At 40.5% G+C, this 25158-nt stretch carries 21 protein-coding genes; 10 read left to right on the top strand and 11 right to left on the bottom strand.

Annotated features, from left to right (window positions below; translation table 11 throughout):
- Positions 1 to 2 precede the first annotated feature (2 nt).
- The 8 genes from ACE1EF_RS10435 to ACE1EF_RS10400 all read left to right on the top strand — a co-directional run bounded on the left by ACE1EF_RS10435 (position 3) and on the right by ACE1EF_RS10400 (position 9895).
- Positions 3 to 1280 carry a sensor histidine kinase gene (locus ACE1EF_RS10435; protein WP_375720603.1) on the top strand — a complete coding sequence of 426 codons (1278 nt, stop codon included), beginning with the start codon at positions 3 to 5 and terminating at the stop codon, positions 1278 to 1280.
- Positions 1277 to 2560, top strand: a complete 1284-nt coding sequence (locus ACE1EF_RS10430; protein ID WP_375720602.1) for a TolC family protein — start codon at positions 1277 to 1279, stop codon at positions 2558 to 2560. The genes ACE1EF_RS10435 and ACE1EF_RS10430 overlap by 4 nt, the downstream gene beginning before the upstream one ends.
- A 10-nt stretch (positions 2561 to 2570) precedes the next feature.
- Positions 2571 to 3467: an efflux RND transporter periplasmic adaptor subunit gene (locus ACE1EF_RS10425; RefSeq protein ID WP_375720601.1), complete on the top strand. Its 897-nt coding sequence runs from the start codon at positions 2571 to 2573 to the stop codon at positions 3465 to 3467.
- Between the two features lie 4 nt (positions 3468 to 3471).
- Positions 3472 to 6483, top strand: coding sequence for an efflux RND transporter permease subunit (locus ACE1EF_RS10420; protein ID WP_375720600.1), 3012 nt, complete (start codon positions 3472 to 3474; stop codon positions 6481 to 6483).
- A gap of 17 nt (positions 6484 to 6500) precedes the next feature.
- A complete protein-coding gene (locus tag ACE1EF_RS10415; RefSeq protein ID WP_375720599.1) occupies positions 6501 to 7682 on the top strand; it encodes an acyloxyacyl hydrolase in 1182 nt (393 codons plus the stop codon).
- Between the two features lie 70 nt (positions 7683 to 7752).
- Positions 7753 to 8214 carry a PepSY-like domain-containing protein gene (locus tag ACE1EF_RS10410; protein WP_375720598.1) on the top strand — a complete coding sequence of 154 codons (462 nt, stop codon included), beginning with the start codon at positions 7753 to 7755 and terminating at the stop codon, positions 8212 to 8214.
- Between the two features lie 34 nt (positions 8215 to 8248).
- Positions 8249 to 8953, top strand: a complete 705-nt coding sequence (locus ACE1EF_RS10405) for a phosphatase PAP2 family protein (RefSeq protein WP_375720597.1) — start codon at positions 8249 to 8251, stop codon at positions 8951 to 8953.
- A 126-nt stretch (positions 8954 to 9079) separates the two neighbouring features.
- On the top strand, positions 9080 to 9895 hold the full coding sequence (locus tag ACE1EF_RS10400; protein WP_375720596.1) for a ZIP family metal transporter: 816 nt from the start codon (positions 9080 to 9082) through the stop codon (positions 9893 to 9895).
- On the opposite strand, the gene ACE1EF_RS10395 is transcribed toward ACE1EF_RS10400, so the two are convergent.
- The 5 genes from ACE1EF_RS10395 to ACE1EF_RS10375 form a co-directional block, all read right to left on the bottom strand.
- Positions 9896 to 11926, bottom strand: coding sequence for a thioredoxin domain-containing protein (locus ACE1EF_RS10395; protein WP_375720595.1), 2031 nt, complete (start codon positions 11924 to 11926; stop codon positions 9896 to 9898).
- A 111-nt stretch (positions 11927 to 12037) separates the two neighbouring features.
- On the bottom strand, positions 12038 to 12319 hold the full coding sequence (locus ACE1EF_RS10390) for a DUF427 domain-containing protein (protein ID WP_375720594.1): 282 nt from the start codon (positions 12317 to 12319) through the stop codon (positions 12038 to 12040).
- Positions 12316 to 13290, bottom strand: coding sequence for an L-histidine N(alpha)-methyltransferase (locus ACE1EF_RS10385; protein ID WP_375720593.1), 975 nt, complete (start codon positions 13288 to 13290; stop codon positions 12316 to 12318). Before ACE1EF_RS10385 ends, ACE1EF_RS10390 begins: the two co-directional genes overlap by 4 nt.
- Positions 13291 to 13295: 5 nt before the next feature.
- Complete coding sequence (gene egtB / locus ACE1EF_RS10380; protein ID WP_375720592.1) at positions 13296 to 14441, bottom strand: ergothioneine biosynthesis protein EgtB; 1146 nt, start codon at positions 14439 to 14441, stop codon at positions 13296 to 13298.
- Between the two features lie 8 nt (positions 14442 to 14449).
- Positions 14450 to 15190, bottom strand: coding sequence for a flavodoxin family protein (locus ACE1EF_RS10375; RefSeq protein ID WP_375720591.1), 741 nt, complete (start codon positions 15188 to 15190; stop codon positions 14450 to 14452).
- A gap of 281 nt (positions 15191 to 15471) precedes the next feature.
- On the opposite strand from ACE1EF_RS10375, the gene ACE1EF_RS10370 reads away from it, so the two are divergent.
- On the top strand, positions 15472 to 16641 hold the full coding sequence (locus ACE1EF_RS10370) for a formylglycine-generating enzyme family protein (protein WP_375720590.1): 1170 nt from the start codon (positions 15472 to 15474) through the stop codon (positions 16639 to 16641).
- Here ACE1EF_RS10370 and ACE1EF_RS10365 read toward each other — a convergent pair.
- From ACE1EF_RS10365 to ACE1EF_RS10340, 6 genes are all read right to left on the bottom strand, one after another.
- A complete protein-coding gene (locus ACE1EF_RS10365) occupies positions 16628 to 17542 on the bottom strand; it encodes a GHMP family kinase ATP-binding protein (RefSeq protein ID WP_375720589.1) in 915 nt (304 codons plus the stop codon). The two genes, ACE1EF_RS10370 and ACE1EF_RS10365, sit on opposite strands and share 14 nt — an antisense overlap.
- 143 nt (positions 17543 to 17685) lie before the next feature.
- Positions 17686 to 18738: a diphosphomevalonate decarboxylase gene (locus tag ACE1EF_RS10360; protein ID WP_375720588.1), complete on the bottom strand. Its 1053-nt coding sequence runs from the start codon at positions 18736 to 18738 to the stop codon at positions 17686 to 17688.
- On the bottom strand, positions 18735 to 19664 hold the full coding sequence (locus ACE1EF_RS10355; protein ID WP_375720587.1) for a GYDIA family GHMP kinase: 930 nt from the start codon (positions 19662 to 19664) through the stop codon (positions 18735 to 18737). The genes ACE1EF_RS10360 and ACE1EF_RS10355 overlap by 4 nt, the downstream gene beginning before the upstream one ends.
- Positions 19665 to 19666: 2 nt before the next feature.
- Positions 19667 to 20962 carry a hydroxymethylglutaryl-CoA reductase gene (locus tag ACE1EF_RS10350; RefSeq protein ID WP_375720586.1) on the bottom strand — a complete coding sequence of 432 codons (1296 nt, stop codon included), beginning with the start codon at positions 20960 to 20962 and terminating at the stop codon, positions 19667 to 19669.
- 18 nt (positions 20963 to 20980) lie between these two features.
- Positions 20981 to 21982, bottom strand: coding sequence for a beta/alpha barrel domain-containing protein (locus ACE1EF_RS10345; RefSeq protein ID WP_375720585.1), 1002 nt, complete (start codon positions 21980 to 21982; stop codon positions 20981 to 20983).
- Between the two features lie 42 nt (positions 21983 to 22024).
- Entirely contained in the window at positions 22025 to 23185 is a 1161-nt protein-coding gene (locus tag ACE1EF_RS10340; protein ID WP_375720584.1) for an acyl-CoA dehydrogenase family protein, read from the bottom strand.
- Between the two features lie 277 nt (positions 23186 to 23462).
- Here ACE1EF_RS10340 and ACE1EF_RS10335 point away from each other — a divergent pair, with 277 nt between their 5' ends.
- A complete protein-coding gene (locus tag ACE1EF_RS10335; protein ID WP_375720583.1) occupies positions 23463 to 25034 on the top strand; it encodes an amidase in 1572 nt (523 codons plus the stop codon).
- The last annotated feature ends 124 nt before the right edge of the window (positions 25035 to 25158 follow it).

Here is a 25158-nt window from a genome sequence, read left to right as displayed (position 1 = left end):
CTATGGGCAAATATCCTTACAGAAAAAACAGGAAATTCTTAAGCCGAATAAACAGAAATTACTTTTCGCTTTTCGCCATTGTAGTATTCCTCATTTCATTCGGTGGATATTTTATTCTTCGTTTCACTGTTATTCACGAGGCTAAAGAACAACTGCTGTCCAGGGCCACTACCATAACGAATCAGATCAGAGAAACCGGCCAGATCCGGAATTCAAATCCCGGCACTGAAATCCACATACTTACAGATAAAACTGACGCTCTGGCAGAATTTAAGATTATCACAATTTATAATAAGCAGGAAAATGAGTTGGAACCGTATCTGGAATATACGGGTTTTGCAGAAATTGATGGGATACAATATAAAATCATTCTCCGACAACCTACATTTGAATTTGAAGATCTCATAATCATTCTTACCATAACTTTGTTTGTGCTGCTGATAACAGCATTTCTGGTTTTCTATTTTATCAGCAAAAAGGTTAATAAAACAATTTGGGCCCGTTTTGAAGAAAACCTAGGTGCAATAGAAAGTTTCAGATTTTCAGATAGTGACCGTCTGGTGCTCAATAATACTAATATTGAAGAATTTGACAGACTTAACCGGGTTGTTGAGAATTTAACAGGCAAGTTAAAGTCAGATTATGATGCCCTGAAAGAGTTTACAGAAAATGCGTCTCACGAATTGCAGACTCCTTTGGCAACTATCAGTCTGAATCTTGAAGAGATCCTGCAACAGGATATGGATTCGGAATCGTTTCAAAAAATTGCTACTGCAATGCAAGCCATTAAACGGCTTTCAAAACTGAATCAGAGTCTTCTGTTGTTGACAAAAATAGAGAATCGTCAGTTTGAACCGAAGTCGGAAGTTACATTCAACAAACTGATCGCTTACAAAAAAGAGGAATTCTCTGTATTGTTCGACACAAAATCCATTACTGTTAACTATACTGAAAATGGCACATTCAAACATTTTATGAGTGAACAGCTTGCAGATATTCTTTTGAATAATCTGATATCAAATGCCGTAAACCATAATCGTTACAAGGGACGTATTGAAATCCTCACAGGCGATCAATACATAAAAATCTGCAACACCGGTGATTCCAACAGTCTTACAAACGAAACCATTTTTAATCGCTTCTCTAAAGGGAATTCCAAATCGTATGGCTTAGGCCTCTCCATTGTAAAGAAAATATGCGATACGCATAATCTCACCATTTCATATTCGAATGATGATATACACTGCTTCTTAATCCAAAAAACTGAGTTCAAATCATGAGATATTTTTGTCTTATAATAAGCGTTTTACTTACGTTTTCAAAACTTGATTCCCAAACCAGGACTTTGTCATATTACATGGATAAGGCAAAGGCGAACAGCCCTCTCATTCATGAGACACGAAATTTGAATAAGATACTTGACCTGAATATGGATCAGATTGAAGCCGTTTTAAAAAAACCGGAAGTCGATGCCAGTGTAAATGTTTTGTTTGCACCAATCATCAATCATGATGGATTGAAAAACCGGTTTCAGTGGGTATCATCCGGAGCAGAACAATATACGGGTTACGATCTGGCCGGAACTGACGGTGGTCAGTACCAGGCTGTGGTAACCGTAAAACAACCATTGTTTAATAAATCAAAGCTTGAGGCATATCAAAACAATAATGCTGTCTCACATCAGATTAATGAAAACAAAATTAAGATGACAGTGCATGAAGTTGAACAGCTTGTTGGTTACCAGTATTTATTATGCGTTAAAAGTCAAAATGAAAAAGGTTTACAACAAACAATGATTCATGATCTCAGGGAACAGAAAAGGACGCTACAGAACCTGGTAAATAATGGAATATATAAGCAGACAGACCTGATGTTGCTTGATATTGAGCTTAAAAATTATATGATCCAATATAAAAACCAGTTGTCAGAATTTCAACAAAACCTGTACGATCTGAATCTGCTATGTGGCATCAGTGACACAACGCTCGTCAACCTTGCGGATACGGTTTACACACTCAAACCAGCTATTGAGAAACAATCTGATTTTCTTACAACCTTCAAACTGGACAGTATGAAAATACGTACTGAACAGGATTTATATGACCTGCAATACAAACCTAAGATCGATCTTTATGGCAGTGCCGGTATGAATGCCGTTTATGTGCCGGGTATAAACCGGTTGGGGTTTAGTACCGGATTATCTTTTTCCATGCCCCTTTTCGATGGGAATCAACGTGCAGCAGAACAGAAAAAAAACAGGATTCATCTGGAGACACTGGAATTCAAAAAGGATCGTTTCTTATCGAAATATCAAATGCAAAACAACGGCTTATTGAAACAAATCAGCTTAAAAACAGGGCAGATACAACTTCTGGAAAATCAGATTAAACAATACAAAACTTTAATTGAAGCTTACAATAAAGAGTTGACACTGGGAGAAGCTTCAGTTATGGATATCAATAATATTTACCGTGATATGGCATCGAAAAAGAAAGATTTGCTCCGGTTGAAAACGGAAAAACAGTATCTGATCAATGCTTATAATTACTGGAACTATTAAATATGCAACAATGAAAACCTTATATATACAACTTTTAGTGTCCTTGTTATTAGTGTTGATCCCGGCATGCAATAGCGGACAAAAACAGCAGGAAAGCTCATCGAAGGAAGCTGTTAATGTTAAAGTTACCGGGATTAAAACATTGGATATTAAGCGCTTTGAAACGTATTATGGAAATACAATATTCCTGAATAAAAACAGGTTAACAGCGCCGGTTACAGGATACATTACAGAGAATAAGGCATTCTTTGGTAAAAAGGTGCATCAAAATGATCTGTTGTTTAAACTTGAAACACGGGAACAAAAAGCATTGGGAAATTCAGCATCTGCAAAACACATTGAAGTCCGGTCAAATGCCGATGGGTATATCTCAGAATTAAACTTTAATAACACAGGAGACTTTGTTTCTGAAGGTGACATTCTTTGTGTTGTAACTGAAAACGCACAACCTTTAATCAAAGTCAGTGTTCCGTTTGAAGAAACGGGAAATATAAAAGCGGGGGATTCATGTGATATTATCCTGATGGATTATACGGTCATCCCGGCAAAAGTATTGCGGGCTATCCCGATGATTCAGGATCAGGATCAGACACAGGATATTCTTATAAAACCGGAAAGCGATGAAACATTACCTGAAAATTTAAACGTCACAGTCCGTTTTATAGCCACAATACACAAATCAGCCACTGTTTTACCAAGGCAGGCAGTAATGACTGATGAAAGTCAAAGCGAATTCTGGGTTATGAAAGTTTCAGGTGAAAGAGCCCTAAAAATACCGGTTAAAAAAGGCATAGAGAACGATTCACTTATTGAAATCACGGAACCAAATTTCAACAGAAATGATCTTATTATAAAGGAAGGTAGCTACGAATTACCTGACAGCAGTATTGTAAATATTATAAAGTAAACTGATGGAAAAAATATTTGTAAAATATAAAAATCCGGTTACTGTCATTTTAATTCTACTGCTGGCGGGCGGTGTATATTCATTTACGCATCTTAAAACGTCACTTTTCCCGGATGTCACTTTTCCAAAAATAAAAATCATCGCCGAAAACGGAGAACAACCGGTCGATAAGATGATGGTGACCGTCACCAAACCCCTTGAAGATGCGGTAAAGAAGGTAGAAAATCTCAGCATGATACGCAGCACAACCAGTATGGGAAGCAGTGAAATCTCAGCCTTCATGAACTGGGGATCAGATATAAATCTGGATAAGCAGCAGGTAGAATCCAGGATCAATCAAATCAGGGATTTGTTGCCACCTGATCTGCATCTGACCATCGAAAAGATGAATCCTTCCATTTTACCGGTTATGGGTTATTCTTTGCAGTCTGATACCAAAAGTCAGATTGAGCTTAAAATGCTTGCAAATTACGTGATCAAACCTTACCTGTCAAGAATAAATGGCGTTTCCTCTGTCGAAGTTATCGGCGGAAAAGATAAAGAATACAGGATTGTGCTGAATAAGGACAAGCTTCAGCAACTGAAAATTGATCCAGAGGATATTGAAACAGCCATCAATAATACCGGGTTCATTACATCAAACGGATACACCAACGATTATAAGCGGCTTTATTTAACGGTAACTGATGCAACGATAAAAAACAAGGAACAACTTGAAAAGCTGGTAATATTTGACAATGCCCAACGTAAAATAAGGATCTCGGATATTGCAACAGTTAAAATTGCTGAAAAAACAGAGTATGTCAAAATCAAGGCAGACGGACAAAATGTGCCGCTTTTAGCAGTATTGAAACAACCACACAGTAACCTTATCAATGTTGCGGACCAGGTTCAGGCACACGTAAAAGAAATAAACCACCTGCTTCCGCCGGGTGTGAGGCTCAAACCCTATTACAATCAGTCAGATTTTGTAAGGACCAGCATCAGGAGCATTATTGATGTTTTATGGATAGGATTGCTGCTGGCTATCGTGGTAGTCATTATTTTTCTCCGCTCTGCCAAAGCCAGTACGGTCATCCTGATTACCATTCCACTTACGCTAAGCCTGACTTTCATTGTATTAAATGCCATTGGATTCGATCTGAACCTGATGACCATAGGTGCAATAGCCGCGTCCATTGGGTTGATTATTGATGATGCCATAATTGTGGTTGAACAGATTCACCGAACGCGGGAAGAGCATCCCGGTGAAAAATCCAGACACCTAATCGGAAAAGCCATTTCGTTTTTGTTTCCGTCAATGGTTGGTTCTTCCCTCAGCACCATAGTCATTTTAATCCCCTTTGAACTGATGTCCGGTGTAGCAGGAACCTATTTTAAAATTCTTACTCAAACCATGATTATAACCCTGGTATGTTCATTTCTGATCACATGGATCGGATTACCGGTAATTTATCTGTTAATCATAAGGCATCCGCTGAAACAAAATACAATAAAACCACAAAAAGAAAAGTCACATCAGTGGATCCGGTACTTTATAAAACGTCCGTACATAAGTCTTGGATTTGTTGCATTGCTGATCTTTGCCGTAATTGAAATCATTCCAAAACTTTCTACCGGTTTCCTGCCCAAAATGGACGAAGGTTCCATTGTACTCGATTATAATTCCCCGCCTGGCACCTCGCTGGAGGAGACCGACCGGATATTAAATGAGGTGGATAAAATTCTTGGAACGGTTCCCGAAGTTGACACTTATTCCAGAAGAACAGGAACACAAATGGGCTTTTTTATTACGGAACCGAACAGGGGAGATTACCTGATTGAACTGAAAAAAAACCGAAAAAAAACCACGGATGAAGTTTCCGATGAGATCAGGACAAAGATTGAGGCAACATTGCCCATGCTTACCGTAGATTTCGGTCAGGTCATTACAGATATGTTGGGAGATCTGATGAGCAGTGTTCAACCGGTGGAAATAAAAATATTCGGCAGCGATCATAAAAAACTTCAGGAGCTCTCAAGGCAGGTTGCCGATTCTGTGGGGAAAGTCCGGGGAACGGCAGATGTATTTGACGGCATTGTAATAGCAGGGCCTGTCATTAGAGTCCATCCTAAAGAGAACATTCTTAAACAGTTCAGCCTAACAACAACAGATTTCCAGAAACAGATTAAAATGCACCTGGCTGGAATTGTGGTTGGCAACATTCCGGAAAAGGAACAACTTACTGATATCAGAATGATATTCCCCGGGAATAATCAGACCTCTGTAGAGGATATGAAACATTTCAATATCAGCATACCTGACGGACATCAACTTCCGGTAACACGGTTTGCCGATTTCTCTGTTGAAAGCGGCGTATCGGAAATTGAGCGGGAGAACCTGCAAACGATGGGCGTAGTAACTGCCCGTCTGAACAATCGTGATCTGGGGAGTGTAATGAAGGATATTCAATCCAGACTGAAAGGTATTTCCCTACCGCAATCTTATCAGATTGTGTATGGCGGTTCTTTTGCTGAACAGCAAAAATCCTTCTCTGAATTATTAATGATATTACTTTCCGGTGGTTTACTTGTTTTCACTGTTATGTTGTTTATGTTTAAGAATATACGCATTGCATTTGCCGTTTTATTCATCAGCATACTGGGAATTTCAGGAAGTCTTGCAGCCCTTCTTATCAGCGGAACACCCCTGAATGTTGGCAGTTATACCGGTCTTATAATGATCATTGGAATAATTGGAGAAAACTCAATATTTACGATTCAGCAGTTTTTTAGTGAACTTAAAAACGCATCTTTCAATAAGGCCATGTATTATGCCATATCCACCCGGCTTCGCCCGAAACTTATGACAGCATCCGGTGCCATTGTTGCATTGCTGCCATTAGCCCTTGGAATAGGAACCGGCGCACAAATGCACCAGCCACTTGCCATTGCCGTAATCGGTGGATTAATTCTGGCATTGCCGCTACTGTTAATTGTGCTTCCTTCCATTTTAGTACTGATAATCAAACATTAAATTCATAAGAGTTACACATGAAAATTATTTACACCCTCTTCTTTCTGTTTTGTGTTGTTGTTGCAATGGCCCAGACGGATTCCACGCAAATTAAAAAACACAATTTCCTGAACTATTCGTCCCTGCAGTTTATGTATCAGAATGGCCATGTATTTGCCACCAACGATTTTTTTCGAGGTACTAATACCGAAGCAGAAAAAATAACAGCTTATCAGGCATTTGCCATTAAACTTGCCACACAAACCACCGGGGATAAACTGTGGCAGCAAATATTCAATTATCCGTATTGGGGAGCCGGAATATACACGGCAGATTTTTATAATCCGGAGGAGATTGGTAATCCCATTGCCATATATGGTTTTTTTAACGCACCTTTTCACCGCTGGGAAAACCTCACCTTTAACTACGAAATCGGATTCGGGGCGACCTTTAACTGGAAATCTTTTAATCCGGTAACCAATCAGTACAATGTGGCCATCGGAGCAGGTGAATCCTTCTTACTGGATGCAGGAATGAACCTGGAATACTATCTGACAGATAAGATCGCTTTAAATGCAGGTTTCAGCCTTACCCATTTTTCTAACGGTGGTATGAAAAAACCTAATTTCGGACTCAATACAATTGCTCCGCGAGTAAGCCTGAAATATGATCTGCATGAAAAACCGGAATTTATTCATCGGGAAGTACCGGATTTTTCGCCCGAAAGTGAATGGCTGATTTCATTTTATGGTGGTGCTAAAAATGTGGTTTTTGATAATGTGGACATCGACATACTGGAGAAATATGAAGGAGTTTTCTTTCCTGAATTTGGCTTTTCACTCGACTATAACAGACGCATCAGTTATAAATCAAAAATTGGTGCCGGAATGTCTTTTTCATACGATGGATCCATCGCATCCCAGGTGGCCGTGAATAATAATGAACTGGAAGCAGTAGACGGACCTTTTACTGATAAACTGATGATCAGTATTTATCCCAGTTATGAACTGGTAGCCAATCGCATTTCTCTGGTTCTCCAACCTTCGTTTTATCTTTATCGTAAGCATATTGATACTTTAACGCCGGTCTTTCATCAAAAAGTCGGATTGAAATATTATCTGACGGACAAGGTTTTTGCCGGTATTAAATTAAGAGCCTACAAATTCCACGTATCCGACTTTGTGGAATGGAACATAGGATACCGGTTTTACAGGAAATAGACAGACTATAGAATTACTTTAGATTCACGTTTTACATTTGAGTATTATGAATTCTAAAATTAATCAGATCATGAAATCAATCACTTTATCAATCGTTCTTTTGATAACAACAATGTTAAATGCTTGCGGACAGTCCGAAGCAAATGCTCCGGAAATGGTTAAATCAGCTTTTGCGAATAAATTCCCGAATGCCAGACATGTGAAGTGGGGAAAAGAATCTAAGAATGAATGGGAAGCTGAATTTAAAGTAAATGGCATGGAATACTCAGCAAATTATGACACTTCGGGTAAATGGCTGGAAACTGAATCTGAAATCAACAAAAAAGATTTACCCGAAAGTATAAAATCCACGCTTAAAAAAGATTTCAGTGAGTATAAAACGGATGAAGCAGAGATTTCTGAAACCGCTGAAGGAGTGTTTTATGAGGTCAAACTGGAACACAAAGAGAAGGAGCTTGAAGTTGTTTTTGATAAAAACGCCAAAGTGATCAAACAGAAGAAAATTGATGAAGATGAGGAAGACAATGACTAGGCCTTTTGCGAATATAAGGTTTACCTGCATTCTTTTGACTACACTATTCGCGTTTACTGTTAATGATGTTTCTATTGCACAGACTAAAGACAGTACAGCAGTTAGACCAATTCTAAAAACCACAATATTACCTGCTTCTTTAATTGGAGCAGGTATAATTATTAATGGAAGTCCGTTTGAAAGAAATTTGCAAACTAATCTGCGCGATGCTGTAGGAAATACGTATGAATTCAGGATAGATGATTACATGCAATATGTCCCTGTTGCTGAGCTGTATTTAGCTGATGCTATTGGCATTAAAGCAAAGAACCATTGGTTTGATCAAACAAAATATCTTTTAATTTCCAATATAATTACGGCTTCTATCACGCACGGGCTAAAAAGACTTACCCTAAAAACCCGTCCAACAGGAGCCAGGTTTTCATTCCCTTCCGGTCATACTACATTTGCATTTACCAATGCCACTGTATTGTACCATGAATTTAGAAATACCTCCCCACTTTTAGCTTATAGTGGTTTTGCCTTCTCTACAGCCACTGCTTCTTTCCGAATGATTAATAATAAACACTGGCTTTCAGATGTTATGGTAGGTGCAGGTATAGGTTTACTGGTAACCCATTTGGTGTATTATTTTGAACCGCTGAAGAACTTTAATCCGTTTAAAACAGATATGAAACTTACCTTGATACCTCAGTTTAATGATCACAACTTAGCTTTATTTGTGGCATACAGGTTTTAAATAAGACACGTTAAATCTTTTTGTAGTTCTCCCCTTTTTTATTCCTCTTGTTGCAACATTTAGCTGATGTCTGAAAAAGTGTTAATTTTGAACACAAATTTAGATTAACCAATACAGCAGCAAACAATGAACATTGAACGTTTACTCGACTTTAATCCGGTACTTCTTGCTCTGGGCGCAACACTATTTACCTGGGCTGTTACAGCATTAGGTGCCATGATGGTATTTTTCTTTAAATCCATTAATAAAAGGGTATTAAATTCAATGCTTGGATTTGCTGCCGGTGTAATGATTGCTGCCAGTTTCTGGTCGCTACTGAAGCCGGCTATAGAGATGTCAGAGGCCAGTGGCGGATCTCCATGGTTGCCGGCCGTTATAGGTTTTCTGTCGGGTGGTGCCTTTTTACTTATTGTTGATAAAATACTGCCTCACCTGCACCTTGGCTTATCACGTGATAAGGCGGAAGGGATACATACAACATGGAAACGAAGCATATTACTGGTACTGGCGATTACCCTTCATAACATACCTGAAGGGCTTGCTGTAGGTGTTGCTTTCGGGGCACTGGCACATAACCCCGATCCGGCTGTACTAATCGGTGCAATTGCTTTAGCGATGGGTATTGGTTTGCAGAACTTCCCAGAAGGTGCTGCGGTATCCATACCTCTGCGGAGAGAGGGCTTTTCAAGGTTAAAAGCATTTAATTATGGTCAGTTGTCAGGCATGGTTGAACCTATAGCCGGAGTTCTTGGAGCCTATTTAGTGTTATCGGTTACGCCTATATTGCCCTATGCACTTGCATTTGCCGCCGGTGCAATGATCTTTGTTGTTGTGGAAGAACTTATTCCTGAATCGCAAACCGGAGATGAGACAGACTACTCGACCATTGGTGCCATGCTTGGATTTGCAACTATGATGCTGCTTGATGTAGCCCTTGGCTGATCAGTTTACATTATTCAGCATGTTCATTGCCTCATCAACCGATTCCACAGGCTGCTTACAGGTTTTGTCCTTACACACATAAATAATGGTTTTTCCTTTTACCTGCCGGTTTTTTAACAACGGAAGGGTGCTGTTCCCATTTCCACCACAAAACAAGACATGTGGTAAATAATATTGATCCATCTCTTTTCTTATACCGACGGCATCGGTTCCGGCAATAGCAACTTCAAACGGGTTTTCCACAAACCAGGCTTTGAGAATACACCAGTTTGCAAAATACGCACCCGAACGTTGCATCTCCTCTTTTACGCTGGTCAGCATACGCTGGGCCATTCCAATATATGCGGGCTTTTCAAAATAATGCCCCAGCATAAAAAGATTTTTGGCCATTGCAGAGTTGGAAGAAGGAATAACATTATCCGTAACCTCGTGATTACGGGCTATTAACTTATGATCAAGATCTGAGGTATAATAAAACATTCCACCCTTATCGTCGTAAAAATGAACAATAACATATTGTGTAAAAGCCAGTGCTTCATCAATATAAAACTCATTAAAGGTAGCCATGTACATTGAAATCAGGGCATCAATTAAAAAGGCATAGTCATCCAGAAATCCATTTATTGTGGATTTACCTTCCTTGTAATTCCGGTCAAGTCTGTAATCCTGCTTTTTCATTTTTGAAAGTAAAAAAGCCAGGTTACGGGTGGCCACTTCAAGATAATGCGGATCATCAAATACACGGTATGCATCAATAAAACCTTTGCACATCAATGCATTCCAGGAAGTAAGAATTTTATCATCCAATCCAGGTTTTTCCCTGTTTTCACGTTCATCAAGCAGTAGTTCGTTGACTTTCTTTATTTTCCGATGCAACGCTTTAACAGAAATACCGAATTCATCGGCCACAATTTTATCCGGTAGCAAACGGTGCAACACATTCAGTCCGTTTTCCCAGTTGCCGTGTTCCGTAATGTCATAGTATCTGTAAACCAAAGGCGCTATATCACCCAACAGATGGTCAAGTTCCTGTTTGGTCCATACATAATATTTACCTTCCACGCCTTCGCTGTCAGCATCAAGAGCCGAATAGAACCCACTTTCGTGCGACATGAGTTCCTGCTCAACAAATCCAAGGGTTTGTTCCACAACTTTTTTATATTCTTTGTCCTGAACATTCTGGTATGCATTGGCATATAAGCTCACAAGCTGGCCGTTATCGTACAACATCTTTTCAAAATGTGGCACTTTCCAGTCCTCGTCGGTAGAGTAGCGTGCAAATCCGCCACCTATCTGATCATATATTCCACCCATGGCCATCTTATTCAATGTCAGGTTAACAGCTTCGTGTGCCTCATTATTACCGGTTAAAAAGGCATAATGCATTAAAAACTGATAGCTGACAGGCATCGGAAATTTAGGTGCGCCCCGCATGCCACCTTTTGCAGGATCAAGATGCTCTTTCCAGTTTCTGAAAATAGTATGCAGCTTCTCCAACGAAAATGACTCCGGATGCTGAACCGGATTAACAATATCACTTTGTATAATTCCGTTGGTCAGGTTTTCAGCATATTCTTCCATCTTTTGTGGATTTTTCTCAGCAAAATCGACCAACTGTTGAAGCATATCCAGCCATTGTACCCGTGGAAAATAGGTACCTCCATATACCGGCCTGCCATCCGGTAATGCAATCACGTTTAAAGGCCATCCTCCTCTTCCGCTAATCAACTGTACAGCACTCATATAAATGTGGTCAATATCCGGACGTTCCTCCCTATCAACTTTTACCGCCACAAAATGCCGGTTCATAAAACTGGCCACTTCCTTATTTTCAAAGCTTTCATGTTCCATTACATGACACCAGTGACATGCAGAATACCCAATGCTTATGATCAGCATTTTGTTTTCCTTTCGTGCTTTTTCCAGTGCTTCATCACCCCAGGGATACCAATCAACAGGATTGTGAGCATGTTGTAATAAATAAGGGCTGCTTTCATTAATCAGCCGGTTGGAATGAAGATGTACGTGCATAGTTTTACCGCTTAATGTTTGTTTTGAAACAATTCGGCGAATGCTAAGTTGATGCTTTTAAGTTTTTTTGAACATTAAAATACGGATACTTTAAAGCTGTTAACAGATTCGTCATTCCACAACTTCGACACCTTTCCAAAAGGCAACATAGTTTTTTATCTTCGAAGCAGCGTCTTTAGGATTTTTATACGTCCATGCGGCATCGCTGTTTGTCTTACCGTTTATTGTTATATCAAAATATGAGGCGGTTCCTTTCCAGGGACATATAGTATGCGTATCAGTCTCATTCAGATACTCTTCATTTACCGCAACCATAGGAAAATAATGGTTCCCTTCCACTACAACTGTTTTATTGCTTTCGGCAATTACCTGATTATTCCATATCGCTTTCATCTTTGTACATTTTTAATTTCCCATAAAGAATCTGTAAAATAACCTCTGCTGTCCAGAAAGTGATGCAACACCCTGAAGCCGTTTTCATTCGCAAGCTCATTGATATCAGACAGGCTGAATTTCTGCGATAATTCCATATATAATGGTTCCCATTTCTTAAAGCTTATTTTCATATCCGGATCCTTAAGCGTCACCGTATGATCCTTTTTGCTGACCAGAAAACTCCGTAAGGCTCCTGATACAGGATCATAACTGGTATGGTGTTCAAAATTATCCGTTATGAAGTCCGCTCCCAGTTCTCTGTTTATCCTGGTAAGGTGATTCAGGTTGAACCTGCGGGTATGTCCGTGTCTGTCATGGTAAGCCTCCATGATCACAGCAGGAGACTTTTTCAAATCAAATCCGATCAGAAGTTTATCACCCGGATTAGACAAGCGTGCAATTTCGGATAAAAACTTTCGCGTTTCATGCACCGAAAAATTTCCAATATTGGCCCCCAGAAACAGTATTGTTTTTGGTACTGCAGAGTTTTTCTGCATCTGCGCAAGTACATCAAAGTAATTTCCTGTTCTAGGTTCAACATTCAAATCAGGAACAGAGGATCTTAAATTGTCCTTCAGCATCCTGTTGGCTTTTGCACTTATATCGACAGGAATATAACTGAAATTTACGCCCATCTGCTGAAAATACGAGAGTAAAATCCTGGTCTTCATACCATCGCCTGATCCCAGTTCAATAAGATCAAAATAACGGTTCCCAAAACTTATACTATCCAGTATGGACTGTTTCTGTGTTCGGAAAATTTCCTCTTCGCAATTTGTAAGATAATATTCAGGCATAGCCATAATATCCTGAAAAATACGGCTTCCCCTGTCATCATATAAATTTCTGGGCAGCAAATATTTTGGAGTAGAAGTCAAACCGCGGTAGGTATCTTCCACTATCCCTTTCATCAATGTAATTGTAGCCATAATATCTATTTAACCAGACGGATTCCATTAAACTGGTATCCCATCTGAGGATGAAAAAAATTTCTGTAACTAACTCGGCTGTGCCCTTTGGGGGTGACAACGGAACCTCCTCTTAATACTTTCTGGTTCACCATGAACTTCCCGTTGTATTCTCCCAGTGCACCTTTTTCTCTTTTATATCCTGGATATGGCAGATATGCACTTTCAGTCCATTCCCAGCGTTTTCCATAATCCAACTGAGATGCTGCAACTTCCCATTCAAATTCGCTTGGCAATCGCATCCCTTTCCACTGAGCAAACGCGTATGCTTCGTAGTAGGAAATATGGGTTAATATGTGGCTGGGGTTTATCATTCTCAAACCGGCCAGAGTGTACTGATACCATTTCCCTTCGGTTTTGTGCCAGTACATCGGATTTGTAATGTTATTTTCCCTGATCCGGGAAAATCCTTCATCATGCCACAATTCAGCATTTTCGTAACCGCCGGCTTCAATAAATTCTTGAAACTCACCATTAGTTACCAGTTTATGCCTGATCTCAAATTCCGTCAGAAAAACCTTGTGTTGAGGCAGTTCATTGTCATATGCAAACCCACTGCCATCGTAACCAATATTATATATCCCCTCTTTTACGATGGCAAATCCGGTATCGTTTTTATCTTCATCTTCGCAATATGCCATACCAGTATAAGAAGGATAGAGCGGATTAATGCTGAATGCATATTTCAGGTCTGTAAAAAAAAGCTCCTGATGCTGTTGTTCATGGTTCAGTCCCAATATTACGAGATGTTCAAATTTTTCGGTTGAACCGGATAATAAGTCCACCATTTTCACATCAACGTATTCACGGTACTTCAGCACTTCATCAACTGTAGGCCTGCTTAAATCCCCCCGGCTATCGCGCCGTATTCTGTCCCCCAAACTGTTATAGTAACTGTTAAAAATAAAACTGAATTTATCATTAAACGGCGTATAATCCGGCATATATTTTTTTAGTACCATGTCTTCAAAAAACCATGTGGTATGACCAAGATTCCATTTAGGCGGACTGGCAAAATAAGACGGTTGGAGCAGATAATCTTCTATTTCAAGTGGTTTAACCATATCCAGAGAGGCCATTCTGACATCCCTGTAAAACTGCAGTAAATTCATAGTGGTATTTATTTATTCATTTGCATGAATCCGAACTTTTCTCCCTGTTTCCATTGCTCAGGCAGATTGCCATATGCAGGTATACCATTGGTCAGTCTTAATAAAGCTGCCATGTGCATGAGGTTCCAGGTCATGAATGTAATATTCCTGTTGGTGAAATCATTTTCAGGTCCTCCTGAACCCTCATCACGGTACGACGGCCCCGGACCGGCTTCTCCAACCCAGGCTGCATCTGCCTGTGGCGGAACCACATACCCTATATGCTGAAGAGAATACAACATATTCATGGCACAGTGCTTGGCTCCATCTTCATTTCCTGAAATCAAACACCCTCCTGTTTTTCCATAATAAATATATTGTCCTGATTCATTCAATTCTGCGGAATGGCCATAAAGCCGTTCAATGATTTTAGTACATACCGATGACTTGTCACCCAGCCAAATGGGCGTGGCCAGTATGAGTATGTCAGCTTCTTTAACTTTTTCAAACAGCTGTGGCCATTCATCCTTTTCCCAGCCATGTTCCGTCATATCCGGATAAACGCCAGGAGCAATATCAAAATCCACGGGCCGTATTATTTCAGTTTCAACACCATTTGCTTCAAATATCAGCTTCGATAACAATATCAGACCTTCAGTATGCGAAAGTTCCGGCGTTTGTTTGAGCGTACAATTGAGAAACAAGGCTTTGAGACCATTAAAATCAAAATTCATGGGTTCTCCCCGTTTATCTTTTCTGAAATCCAGCATGTTACTTGTTTTTATTTTATTGTTGAACTATGAAATGTATACGTTCAACCAGTGGGGTAAAGATTAAACAGTGTAACCGGTATTAAACCGGTATAGAGAGGAATGGTTTCAATTTGGGTTTGACATTTAAACCTGTCTATTCCTACACATACTTAACATACTCAGGTGCATATTGTTTAAAACACTCATTGTTAATAAATTGTAATTTGTTAAGGTTTATTATATACCAAAAGCTGAACCAATTGAGTACTATGTGGTTTAATAAACCATACATATCATTTATGCAACAATTTTTTTCTATTTTTCTGGCAAGTCTTCTTTTCCTGTCCTGTAAAAATAATCTGAAAAAGGAAACCGGCAGAATGAATCAGCAGGATTCAGCAAAGCAATGCATATCCCCTTCTGCAGAATCCAGGTATGCACTAATGACAGAAAATGCAGACACAACATTCAAGCAAAGCAGAGATCAGATACAGTATGAGGTAAATGCGCATATAAAGATTCCTGACGATATGGTTTATTTGCCTGCCGGAGAATTCAGCATGGGTGGAAGAGATAAAAGGTTTGCGCGATCCGATGAATTTCCCGTTCATAAGGTAAAAATCAAGGCTTTTTTAATGGATCAACATGAAGTGACTAACCGGCAATTTTCGGCTTTCGTCGAGGCAACCGGTTACATCACCACTGCAGAAAAAGCCATAAACTGGGAGGAAATGAAAAAAGAACTGCCACCGGGAACACCTAAACCACCTGAAGCCATGCTGAAAGCAGGTTCCCTGCAGTTTAACCCTCCGGATCATGAAGTCCCCCTGAATAATCCGATGATCTGGTGGAAGTGGTCATCGGGAACCAATTGGAGACATCCTGCCGGCGTAAACAGTTCAATTGCAGATCTAATGGATCATCCGGTAGTTCATGTAAGCTGGACAGATGCTAAAGCCTATGCTGATTGGGCCGGAAAAAGACTTCCTACAGAAGCAGAATGGGAATATGCAGCACGTAGCGGAAACGATGAAAATGTATATCCCTGGGGCAAAGAGCCTGTCAATTCCGGACCTGCAAAAGCCAATAGCTGGGATGGGAAATTCCCTTATATCAACACCGAATCAGACGGATATTATTTTACGGCTCCCGTCAAACAGTTTAAGCAGAATGGATTTGGACTGTATGACATGGCCGGGAATGTTTGGGAATGGTGCAGCGACTGGTACCATAACGAATATTACAGTACTTTAGTAAACACCATAGCTTATAATCCAAAGGGACCTGAAACGAGTTATGATCCTGATGAACCTTATGCGCATAAGAAAGTGATCCGCGGAGGGTCGTTTTTATGTAATGATGCATATTGTTCCGGCTACAGGGCAGCTGCGCGAATGAAATCCACTCCTGACACCAGTGCTCCTCACATAGGTTTTCGTTGTGTTAAGGATGTTATCAGGCCAGAATAAGATCAGAATGTCTGATCCGGTTAACAGAAATACCGGCGGTATTAAAGAAATCAACCGTCTTTTTGTAATCTCTTGTAAACCCGAGCATGAAACCACCTCCGGAACCTAAAAGTTTTAAATGAAAAATATCTGAATCAAACTTGACAGGAATAATGTCAGGAATAATGTCTGAATAAAACACCTTTTGAAGTTGCGAAAGTACCTTTAGATGGTCGTACCATGAATCGTCATCATGGCTGAGTATTGATTGGATTACCCGGTTTGTATGAGGGAGTATGGTATCCATATATTCTTTTTGAAATCCTGCATCAGCCATCCGGTTCTTAAATGCATGGATCAGTTCCCTGGTATTTCGTTCCTGTCTTGCATGAACCAAAAATAACTTTATATCGTCAGCAAACTGATTTTGCAATACGGGAGTCAATAATCCGGCTGAAGTTTTTGCTACAGGAATATTCAAAAATGAAACCAACGGATCCATACCGGAACTGTTGCCATGAAAATTGTTTTCAAGTGATGCAAACAGCTGTTTCAGGTTATCGGTATGTTCGGAGAGTACGTTTACACCATAACGATTCACAAAAGCAGCTACCAGAGCTCCCGAACTGCCAAACCCCGACTGACCGGGAATATCGCTTTTGAACCATAAGCCTCTTGATAAATCTATAGCCATCTGTTCTGTATCAAAAGACATCCTGTATCTTCCGGTATTTAATACCTTTAAGAGATGATGGTAAAACTCAAGCAACTGTCTGTTCGACCATCTGGCCAACTGTTCCTCTCCTTCTACCGGTTCCTCCAGCGTCAGCATGCCTCCGTATCTTTTATAAGGCAACTCCAGACAATCTCCGCCATAAAGAACAGTATATTCACCGAAAAGCAACAGTTTGGCGTAATTCATGATTTGGTTAATTAGTAATAAGTTGTAAGTAATAAGTTAGTTATCCCAACTTTAAAATATTCTTTTCGTATTCAAGAACTATCAATCCAGCATCTTAAACCTTACATCTTGTATCTTGTATCTTGTGTCTTGCGTCTTGTATCTTACAAAAGTCTTTCCGGTCCGGTTCCCATTTCATCGTCTATCCATTTCTTATTTTCACACAAATCCTTCAGCTGATGCTTGATGAAATAGATCACCTCTTCCTTATCCTCCTCAGGATAGAGAATATGAACGTTTGGTCCGGCATCAAGTGTAAATGCAAGTGGAACACCACTTTTATCCCGGTACTCCCTTATTTTATCAATGATGTTGATTGTATTGGGTTTAATTTCAATGTAGCCCGGAATGGATGACATCATCAGGGCATGAAGGGTCAGAGCTTCATGTTCCAGAAGTTCGGCGAATCCCATTTGATCACCGTTTCGAAGAATTTCTATCATGCGGGACAGATTAACCCTGGCCTGACCATAGCGTTCCTGGGCAAAAGGATGATCTTCCATTAGCTTATGTCCGCGGGTGCTGGCCATGGTTTTCTTTTTACTTGAAACAATCATAACTGCATCACGGTAACGCTGAAAGACCGGTGCTACTTCAGTTACAGGCATGGCAAACCTTGATGAGGAATGAGGAATAAAAGCTGATTCTCCCCATATAACATAACCGCCGAAAAGAGAACGTGCAGCACTGCCGGATGCAAGACGGCTGAATGATGAAGCTTCCCTTAGAAAATCATCCATATCCTTTTCCACACCAATAATCTGATTTTCAGCTACCAGCATACACAGTACAAATGCACTCATTGATGAAGCCGACGAAGCTACACCGGCAGAATGAGGAAAACTATTCGACGAATTAACCCGCATCTCAAGATTTTTAAGAAACGGCTTTTCCGCACTTATGTCATCCAGGTAATGCATAATTCGGGCTGCAAATACTTCGTCATGCTTCCCCTGGAACCTGAAATCAAGCACAGGCCCATTTGAAACATTTCCGAAACGGTATTCCATTTCGGTATCCGTGTAACAGTTTTTCAGGGTCATACTGATGGAAGGGTTTCGGGGAAGCTGTCTTCCGTATTTACCCCAGTATTTGATTAAAGCTATATTCGACGGACTGCGCCAAGCTACTTTTTTCCATGCCATTGCTGAACTCATGCTATCAATTCATTTAACTTCAAAACCTGTTTATACCCTTTTTCAGTGAAATAATCTTTCACCCACTTTTCATTCTCCTCTGTCAAGGCCAGTATATAATCACCTCCCCAGGCTCCTGAAGATTTTACAAATCCCTTAAAATCCTTGAAATAAAGATCTTTAACCGTTTTTCTTCTCAATACACCTGCAAGAAGTTTATCATGTTGATCCATAAGTTTTCCAAATACAGATACCGAACCGGCATTTACCATCTCTTCGATAATGGTGTTCATGGAAGCAACAGCCTTCTTCTTTGTCATCAATAATTTCAAATATAATGAAATTGATTTCTCACTGCTCTCTTTTTTATTTAAATGAACTAAAAATAATTTATCAAGAATTTCAGGTTTCAGTGAAACGGACTCAATATCAGGTGACGGACACTGCTTTACAAAGGTTATAGCTGATTCAGCTCTTGCTGTTGCCAGATCATAACCTGAACCTTTACTCATCAGACGGTTTAACCGGTAAACGTCCACATCAGCCCAGAAAGCAATATTTGAAATAAGAGAAGAACTCTGCCCGAGTCCCGGCTTCAACCCCGGATCAAATTCAGACTCCGCCACATATAATCCTCTTTCTGCCAGAAAAGTTCTGTTAATTCTTCGTGCCGAACGCAAAATCCTTAGCAAATAGCCCCTGTCGCCTTCCGGCTTATATTTTTGCTGATCAATATCTTCTATCGGAAAACTGAACTCAATTGGCTGAGATTCACCTTCAAATGTTTTCCATAACACTTCATGTGGACCGTCTGCGTTAAAACTTATGGTTAGTTTTTGTCCGGCTTTTAACGGAACCGAAAGGGATTTGGAACCGGCAAGGACCAGGTATTCACCTGCCAGCATTAATTTACCTTTTGAATACGCAGTGTAAATATCTTCTTTCATAGTTAATTCTTTTTTGTTAAAAATGAACGCACTGCACTTACAGAAACAGTCTTATCTTTAAAAAAACGCTGAGCCTGCTCAACTTGTTCGTTTGTTGCTCCCAACTGGTTCAGAATATTAACCAGATGCATCTTCATATGTCCGCGCTGTATCCCACTGGTCGTCAATGCTTTTACAGCTGAAAAATTTGAAGCCAGCCCCACAGAAGCAATGGCCATCATTAACTTTTCAGCACCGGGGTTTCCGAGAATATGAAGTGCAGCAGCTGCCATGGGGTGTAAACGGGTTAGACCACCAACAGTTCCAACAGCCATAGGCACTTCAAGGGACAAGCGAAACGTTTCACCCGTTAGCGATACCTTTGACAAGGATGCATAATGACCATCCTTAACAGCATAAGCATGTCCCGCTGCTTCAACGGCCCGAAAATCATTCCCGGTTGCAAGGAGAACGGCAGAAATACCATTAAAAATGCCTTTATTATGTGTAACCGCCCTCGAAGTGTCCTGTAATGCAATATCCACTGCTTTTTTAAACCGTTCAGCAAATCGTTCTCCATTATTATCAGCATCAAACTTATTCAATGACATAACCGGTGCTTCAACGTAACATTCCACAATACAATGTGGTGTATGGTTTGAGAGGATTGCCATGATTACATCTGCACCAGGATAATCCGGAAAGTGCTCCTCAGTGAACACCGGTATTTCCGCAGCTATCGCCTCCAGGCATGAGTTTATAAAGTTTGCCCCCATGGAATCAGCAGTTTCAAATTCCACATGAAGCTCAATGCAGGAAAAAGAAACATTGGGATGCGGAATCAGACTATATGCAGTGATTCCCCCTCCCCGTTTTTGCATATTCCCTGTTAATGAAGTTGTTACGTCATTTAACACTGTTGTAAGTTCAGCCAGACGGCTTTGCATCAAATCAACCGGGCCACCCCATTCAAAAAATACCTGGCCGACTTTAACTGTTGACTTCACATTACAATGGAAGCCACCGTTCATAGCCCAGAATCCGGCTGCAGACGCTGCAGCAGCAACCACAGAACTTTCTTCTGTAACCATTGGGATGATATAAGAAGTGCCGTTAATTAAAAAATTAGGCGCAACACTGAAAGGCAGATGGTAGGATGTAAGCACATTTTCACTGAATCCTTCCAGTCTTTTTCGGAATTCAGGATCAACGTGTTCAGATTGAATTATTTCATCTAATTCGCTCTCTGAAATTAGTCCTTCCCCGATAAGAATTTGCCGTTTTTCGTCTTTCGATAACCTTGAAAATCCTTTTAACATTGAGGTTGTTTTTCAGGATTAATACTCTTTATTCAACTTCAGATAGGCATAGGCAATCTGTAAGCCCTTTATCTGACTGCTTACAAAATCCCTTAACAATTCGTACTCTTCTCTGGCGTGTTCCAGAAATGCCGAGGCATGCCCGTAAATGGTTGTAAATTGTGATTTCTGCAAAAAATAGTAACCATCAAGATAGTTTTTCAATCCACCCGAAACAATCAGATGATCACACTTTAAATCCTCTTCTGACTGCCTTATCGTATTAGCATAGTCCATCATTCTGTAGGCATCGTTACCGATATAAGCCAGTGGTTCATACAGTTTTTTACGTTCCGGGGTACTTCTCTCCAGTTCAATCCGGGCAAAATTGGTTCCTCCAAAAGCACCGAATTCAACAGCTACGAGAGGCAGTTTCAACAAGGCCTTCAGACTTTCATATCCCATACCCTGACCAACTTCTTTTACAATAACCGGAATACCGGTTTCTTCCAGAAACGTCTGAATCGTTTCAATCGGGGGAACAGAAATGTTGTCTCCTTCAGGTTGCAACCATTCCTGGATAGGATTGATGTGAATGATAAGTCCGTCAGCCCGGAGCTTTTCTATCATTGAAGCAATATCGTCTACCGACTTATTCCTGATGGATTTCTCAATCTGACTAATACCCAGATTGGCAAAAAACGGCACCTCATTCCCAAGGTATTTCCTCAGGTCAAAATGACTCAGGTACTTATCTTCCTCCAGTAATACCCGACAGGAACCGAGTCCCATTCCCATGCCGAATTCACCACAGGCCCTGGCCAGATTTCGGTTTATATGGCCGGCATAATCTGTACCTCCGGTCATACTTGATACCCAAACCGGTATCTTTTGTTTCTTTCCGCCCAGTTCTACCGTAGGGATGTTCTGATCAGGATGCCCGCTAAACATGGGTTCATATACAAAGCGATTATCCAATACCGACACATCAGTCCGGGATTGAAAGGCCAGATTTAAATGCTCTGTTTTCCGCTTTTTCATTTTTTATTGGGGTCTTTTCAAATCAATTAAACAATATACGCATTAAATGCCTATATGTCGTGATATAACAAGCTTTAAAATTTCAGATGTCCCTTCTCCGATCTGCAGAATGCGCTGATCACGATAAAAACGCTCAATGTCATTATCATCGGTTAATCCGTATGCACCGAAAATCTGAACAGCTTCATCTGCCACCTCTTTTGCCACCTCTGAACAATATAGTTTTGATATGGCAGCTTCACGGCCAAATGGTTTCCCCTGATCTTTTAACCAACATGCATTATAAAGCGTGTTTCGGGCAAGCTCGATTTTTTTGTCCATATCAGCCAGTTTGAAAGCAACCGTCTGGAACTTTGAAATTGATCGGCCAAATTGTTGACGGTTCTGCGCATAATCCTTAGCCATTTCGTATGCTCCCTGCGCCAAACCAAGGCCCATTGCAGCAATGGACAAGCGGCCACCATCAAGTGTTTCGAGCATTATCCGGGCGCCCTGCCCTTTTTCCCCCAGCAAATTATCACTGGGCACTACACTATTTTGAAAAAACAAACGTCCTGTATCTGCTGCGCGCCACATCAGTTTTCCGGTAATAAAACCACGGGAAAAACCTTTGGTATCCTGATCAACCAATATAGCTGACAACTCGGGTTTACCATTCTTCTCGCCTGTTACAGCCTGAATGGTCACACCTGCCGACATATCCGAAGCAGAGTTAGTAATGAAAATTTTAGACCCGTTAATTAACCACTTATCACCTTGAAGCTCTGCCTTTGTTTTAACACCCTGTGCGTCTGAACCAGCTGTAGGTTCTGTTATTCCGAAAGCCCATAAATGGTCACCTGCCACCAATTTAGGCAGATATTTTTCCTTTTGGGCATCAGTTCCGTACTTGTAAATAGGATAAAGTCCAAGTGAATTATGCGCAGCTATCGTTGCTGACTGAGAACCATCAACCCTGGCAAGCTCCTCAACCGCAATAATGTAAGATAAGGTGTCCAGTTCCTGACCGCCATAAACCCTGGGAATCTGTATCCCGAGAAGCCCGATCTTCCCCATCTTTTTTGTGAGTTCAACAGAAAAACGGTTCTCCTTATCCAGTTGTCTTGCAATGCCCTTAATTTCTTTTTCAGCAAACGAGCGTATTTTTTCTCTATAGTTTCTGTGTTCGTCCGTTATTAACGGATGCTTGTTAATACTATCCATTCAGTTTTTATTTATTCTAAACTATAACAATGTCATACCGTTTTTGTTGTTCTAAATAAGGCGTGACCCTAAAGCAACACAATGAAATAGCAATATGTTTAGTCCTATTGATTTTTTTTAAAATCCTATATAAATTGTGTACTTCAGCATCCACAGTGTTAAAATATGTTATCAGGGCCAGGTTGTGTATTTTAAGCCGGTTGTACCGCAATTATCAAACAGAATTCATAATTTTATTGTAATTTGTTGCATATTATTAATCTCTTAATCCACTGTTATGACCCGAAATTTATTTATCCGGATTTTTATTACATTAAGTCTGATCAGCATTGCATCCTGCAAACATAAACCCAAAGAACAATGTAAACCAATCGAAGAGATTACAATTCCTGAACTGCAAACGTGTTATAACGAAGGTACACGCACGGTATCAGAAGTTGTAGCATATTACATAGAGCAAATAAAAACCATGGATTGGGATGGTCCTGAATTGCATTCAGTCATCATGATTAATCCTGATGCCGTAGACATAGCTGCAAAACTGGATGAAGAACTCAAAAACGGACATTCCAGAGGACCTTTACATGGGATTCCGGTTTTACTAAAGGACAATATTGACACACATGACATGATGGAAACCACAGGTGGTTCCAGGGCTCTATTGGGATCATACCCCCTGAAAGACAGCTGGGTAGCAGCCAAACTGCGTGAAGCAGGTGCTGTTATCCTCGGTAAAACGAATCTAAGCGAATGGGCCAACTTCAGATCATTCAGTTCTTCCAGTGGCTGGAGTGGTGTTGGCGGTCAGACTAAAAATCCATACGTGCTGACACAAAATCCATGTGGATCAAGTTCCGGGTCTGGCGTAGCAGTATCAGCCAATTTCTGCATGTTAGCCATTGGTACAGAAACAAACGGATCCATTGTTTGTCCCTCAGGAGCCAATGGAATTGTAGGCATCAAGCCAACGGTAGGTTTGATAAGCAGGTCGGGGATTATTCCGATCTCATTTACGCAGGATACCCCCGGCCCCATGGCTAGAACCGTGACCGATGCAGCCATTTGCCTCGGTGCCTTAACAGGCACAGACACCACCGACAGCAAAACACTGAACAGCAAAGATTTAAGTTTATCAGATTATACTCCGTTTCTTAATCCGAAGGGCTTAAAAGGTAAAAGGATTGCAGTGTATACCGGTCCTACCGGTATTTTACCCGAAGTTGATTCACTTTTCAAACTTGCCATTAATGATATGAAAGCCGCTGGAGCTGAACTGGTGACTGATTTTAAAACAGTATATGACACGCTGGCACTGGACTATTCCTTTGATGTATTGTTATATGAGTTTAAAGATGGAATCAATTCCTACCTTGCTTCACTCGGGGATGAAGCTCCGGTAAAAACACTGGCAGATATCATCGCTTTTAATAAAGGTGACTCCCTGGAACTGAAATATTTTGATCAGAAAATACTTGAAATGGCTGAAGATAAAGGAGATCTGAATTCACCTGAATACCTGGAGGCTTTAAATAAAATGAAAGAAATGTCGACAACAGAGGGTATTGATAAATTAATGGATGAATATGATCTCGATGCAATCATTGCACCTACCGGTTCACCGGCATGGCGCACTGACCTTGAAAACGGAGATAGCTTTGTGCTTTCAAGCTCTTCACCTGCTGCAATGGCCGGATATCCCAACATCACACTTCCCATGGGATTCGTAAATAACCTCCCCGTTGGAATTTCAATTTTCGGAAGGGCCTGGAGTGAACCGGTTTTAATTGAAATTGCTTTTGGATACGAGCAAAAAACCAAACACCGCAAAGTCCCAAAATTTCTGAACTAGTCGGACTGAGACTTCTAGCTTCGCTCGAAGGGACAGGCATTCAGAAATATTCCGCGGATGCTAACCGAATCCATAATTATGTTAGTAATTGCTGCATCCGCGAAAGAGAAAATGTTCGTGTCAT

The sequence above is a fragment of the Quyinboa sediminis genome, from assembly GCF_042219855.1.
Classification (GTDB): domain Bacteria; phylum Bacteroidota; class Bacteroidia; order Bacteroidales; family UBA5342; genus JBHJHP01.
This window is presented reverse-complemented; position numbering and strand designations above follow the sequence as displayed.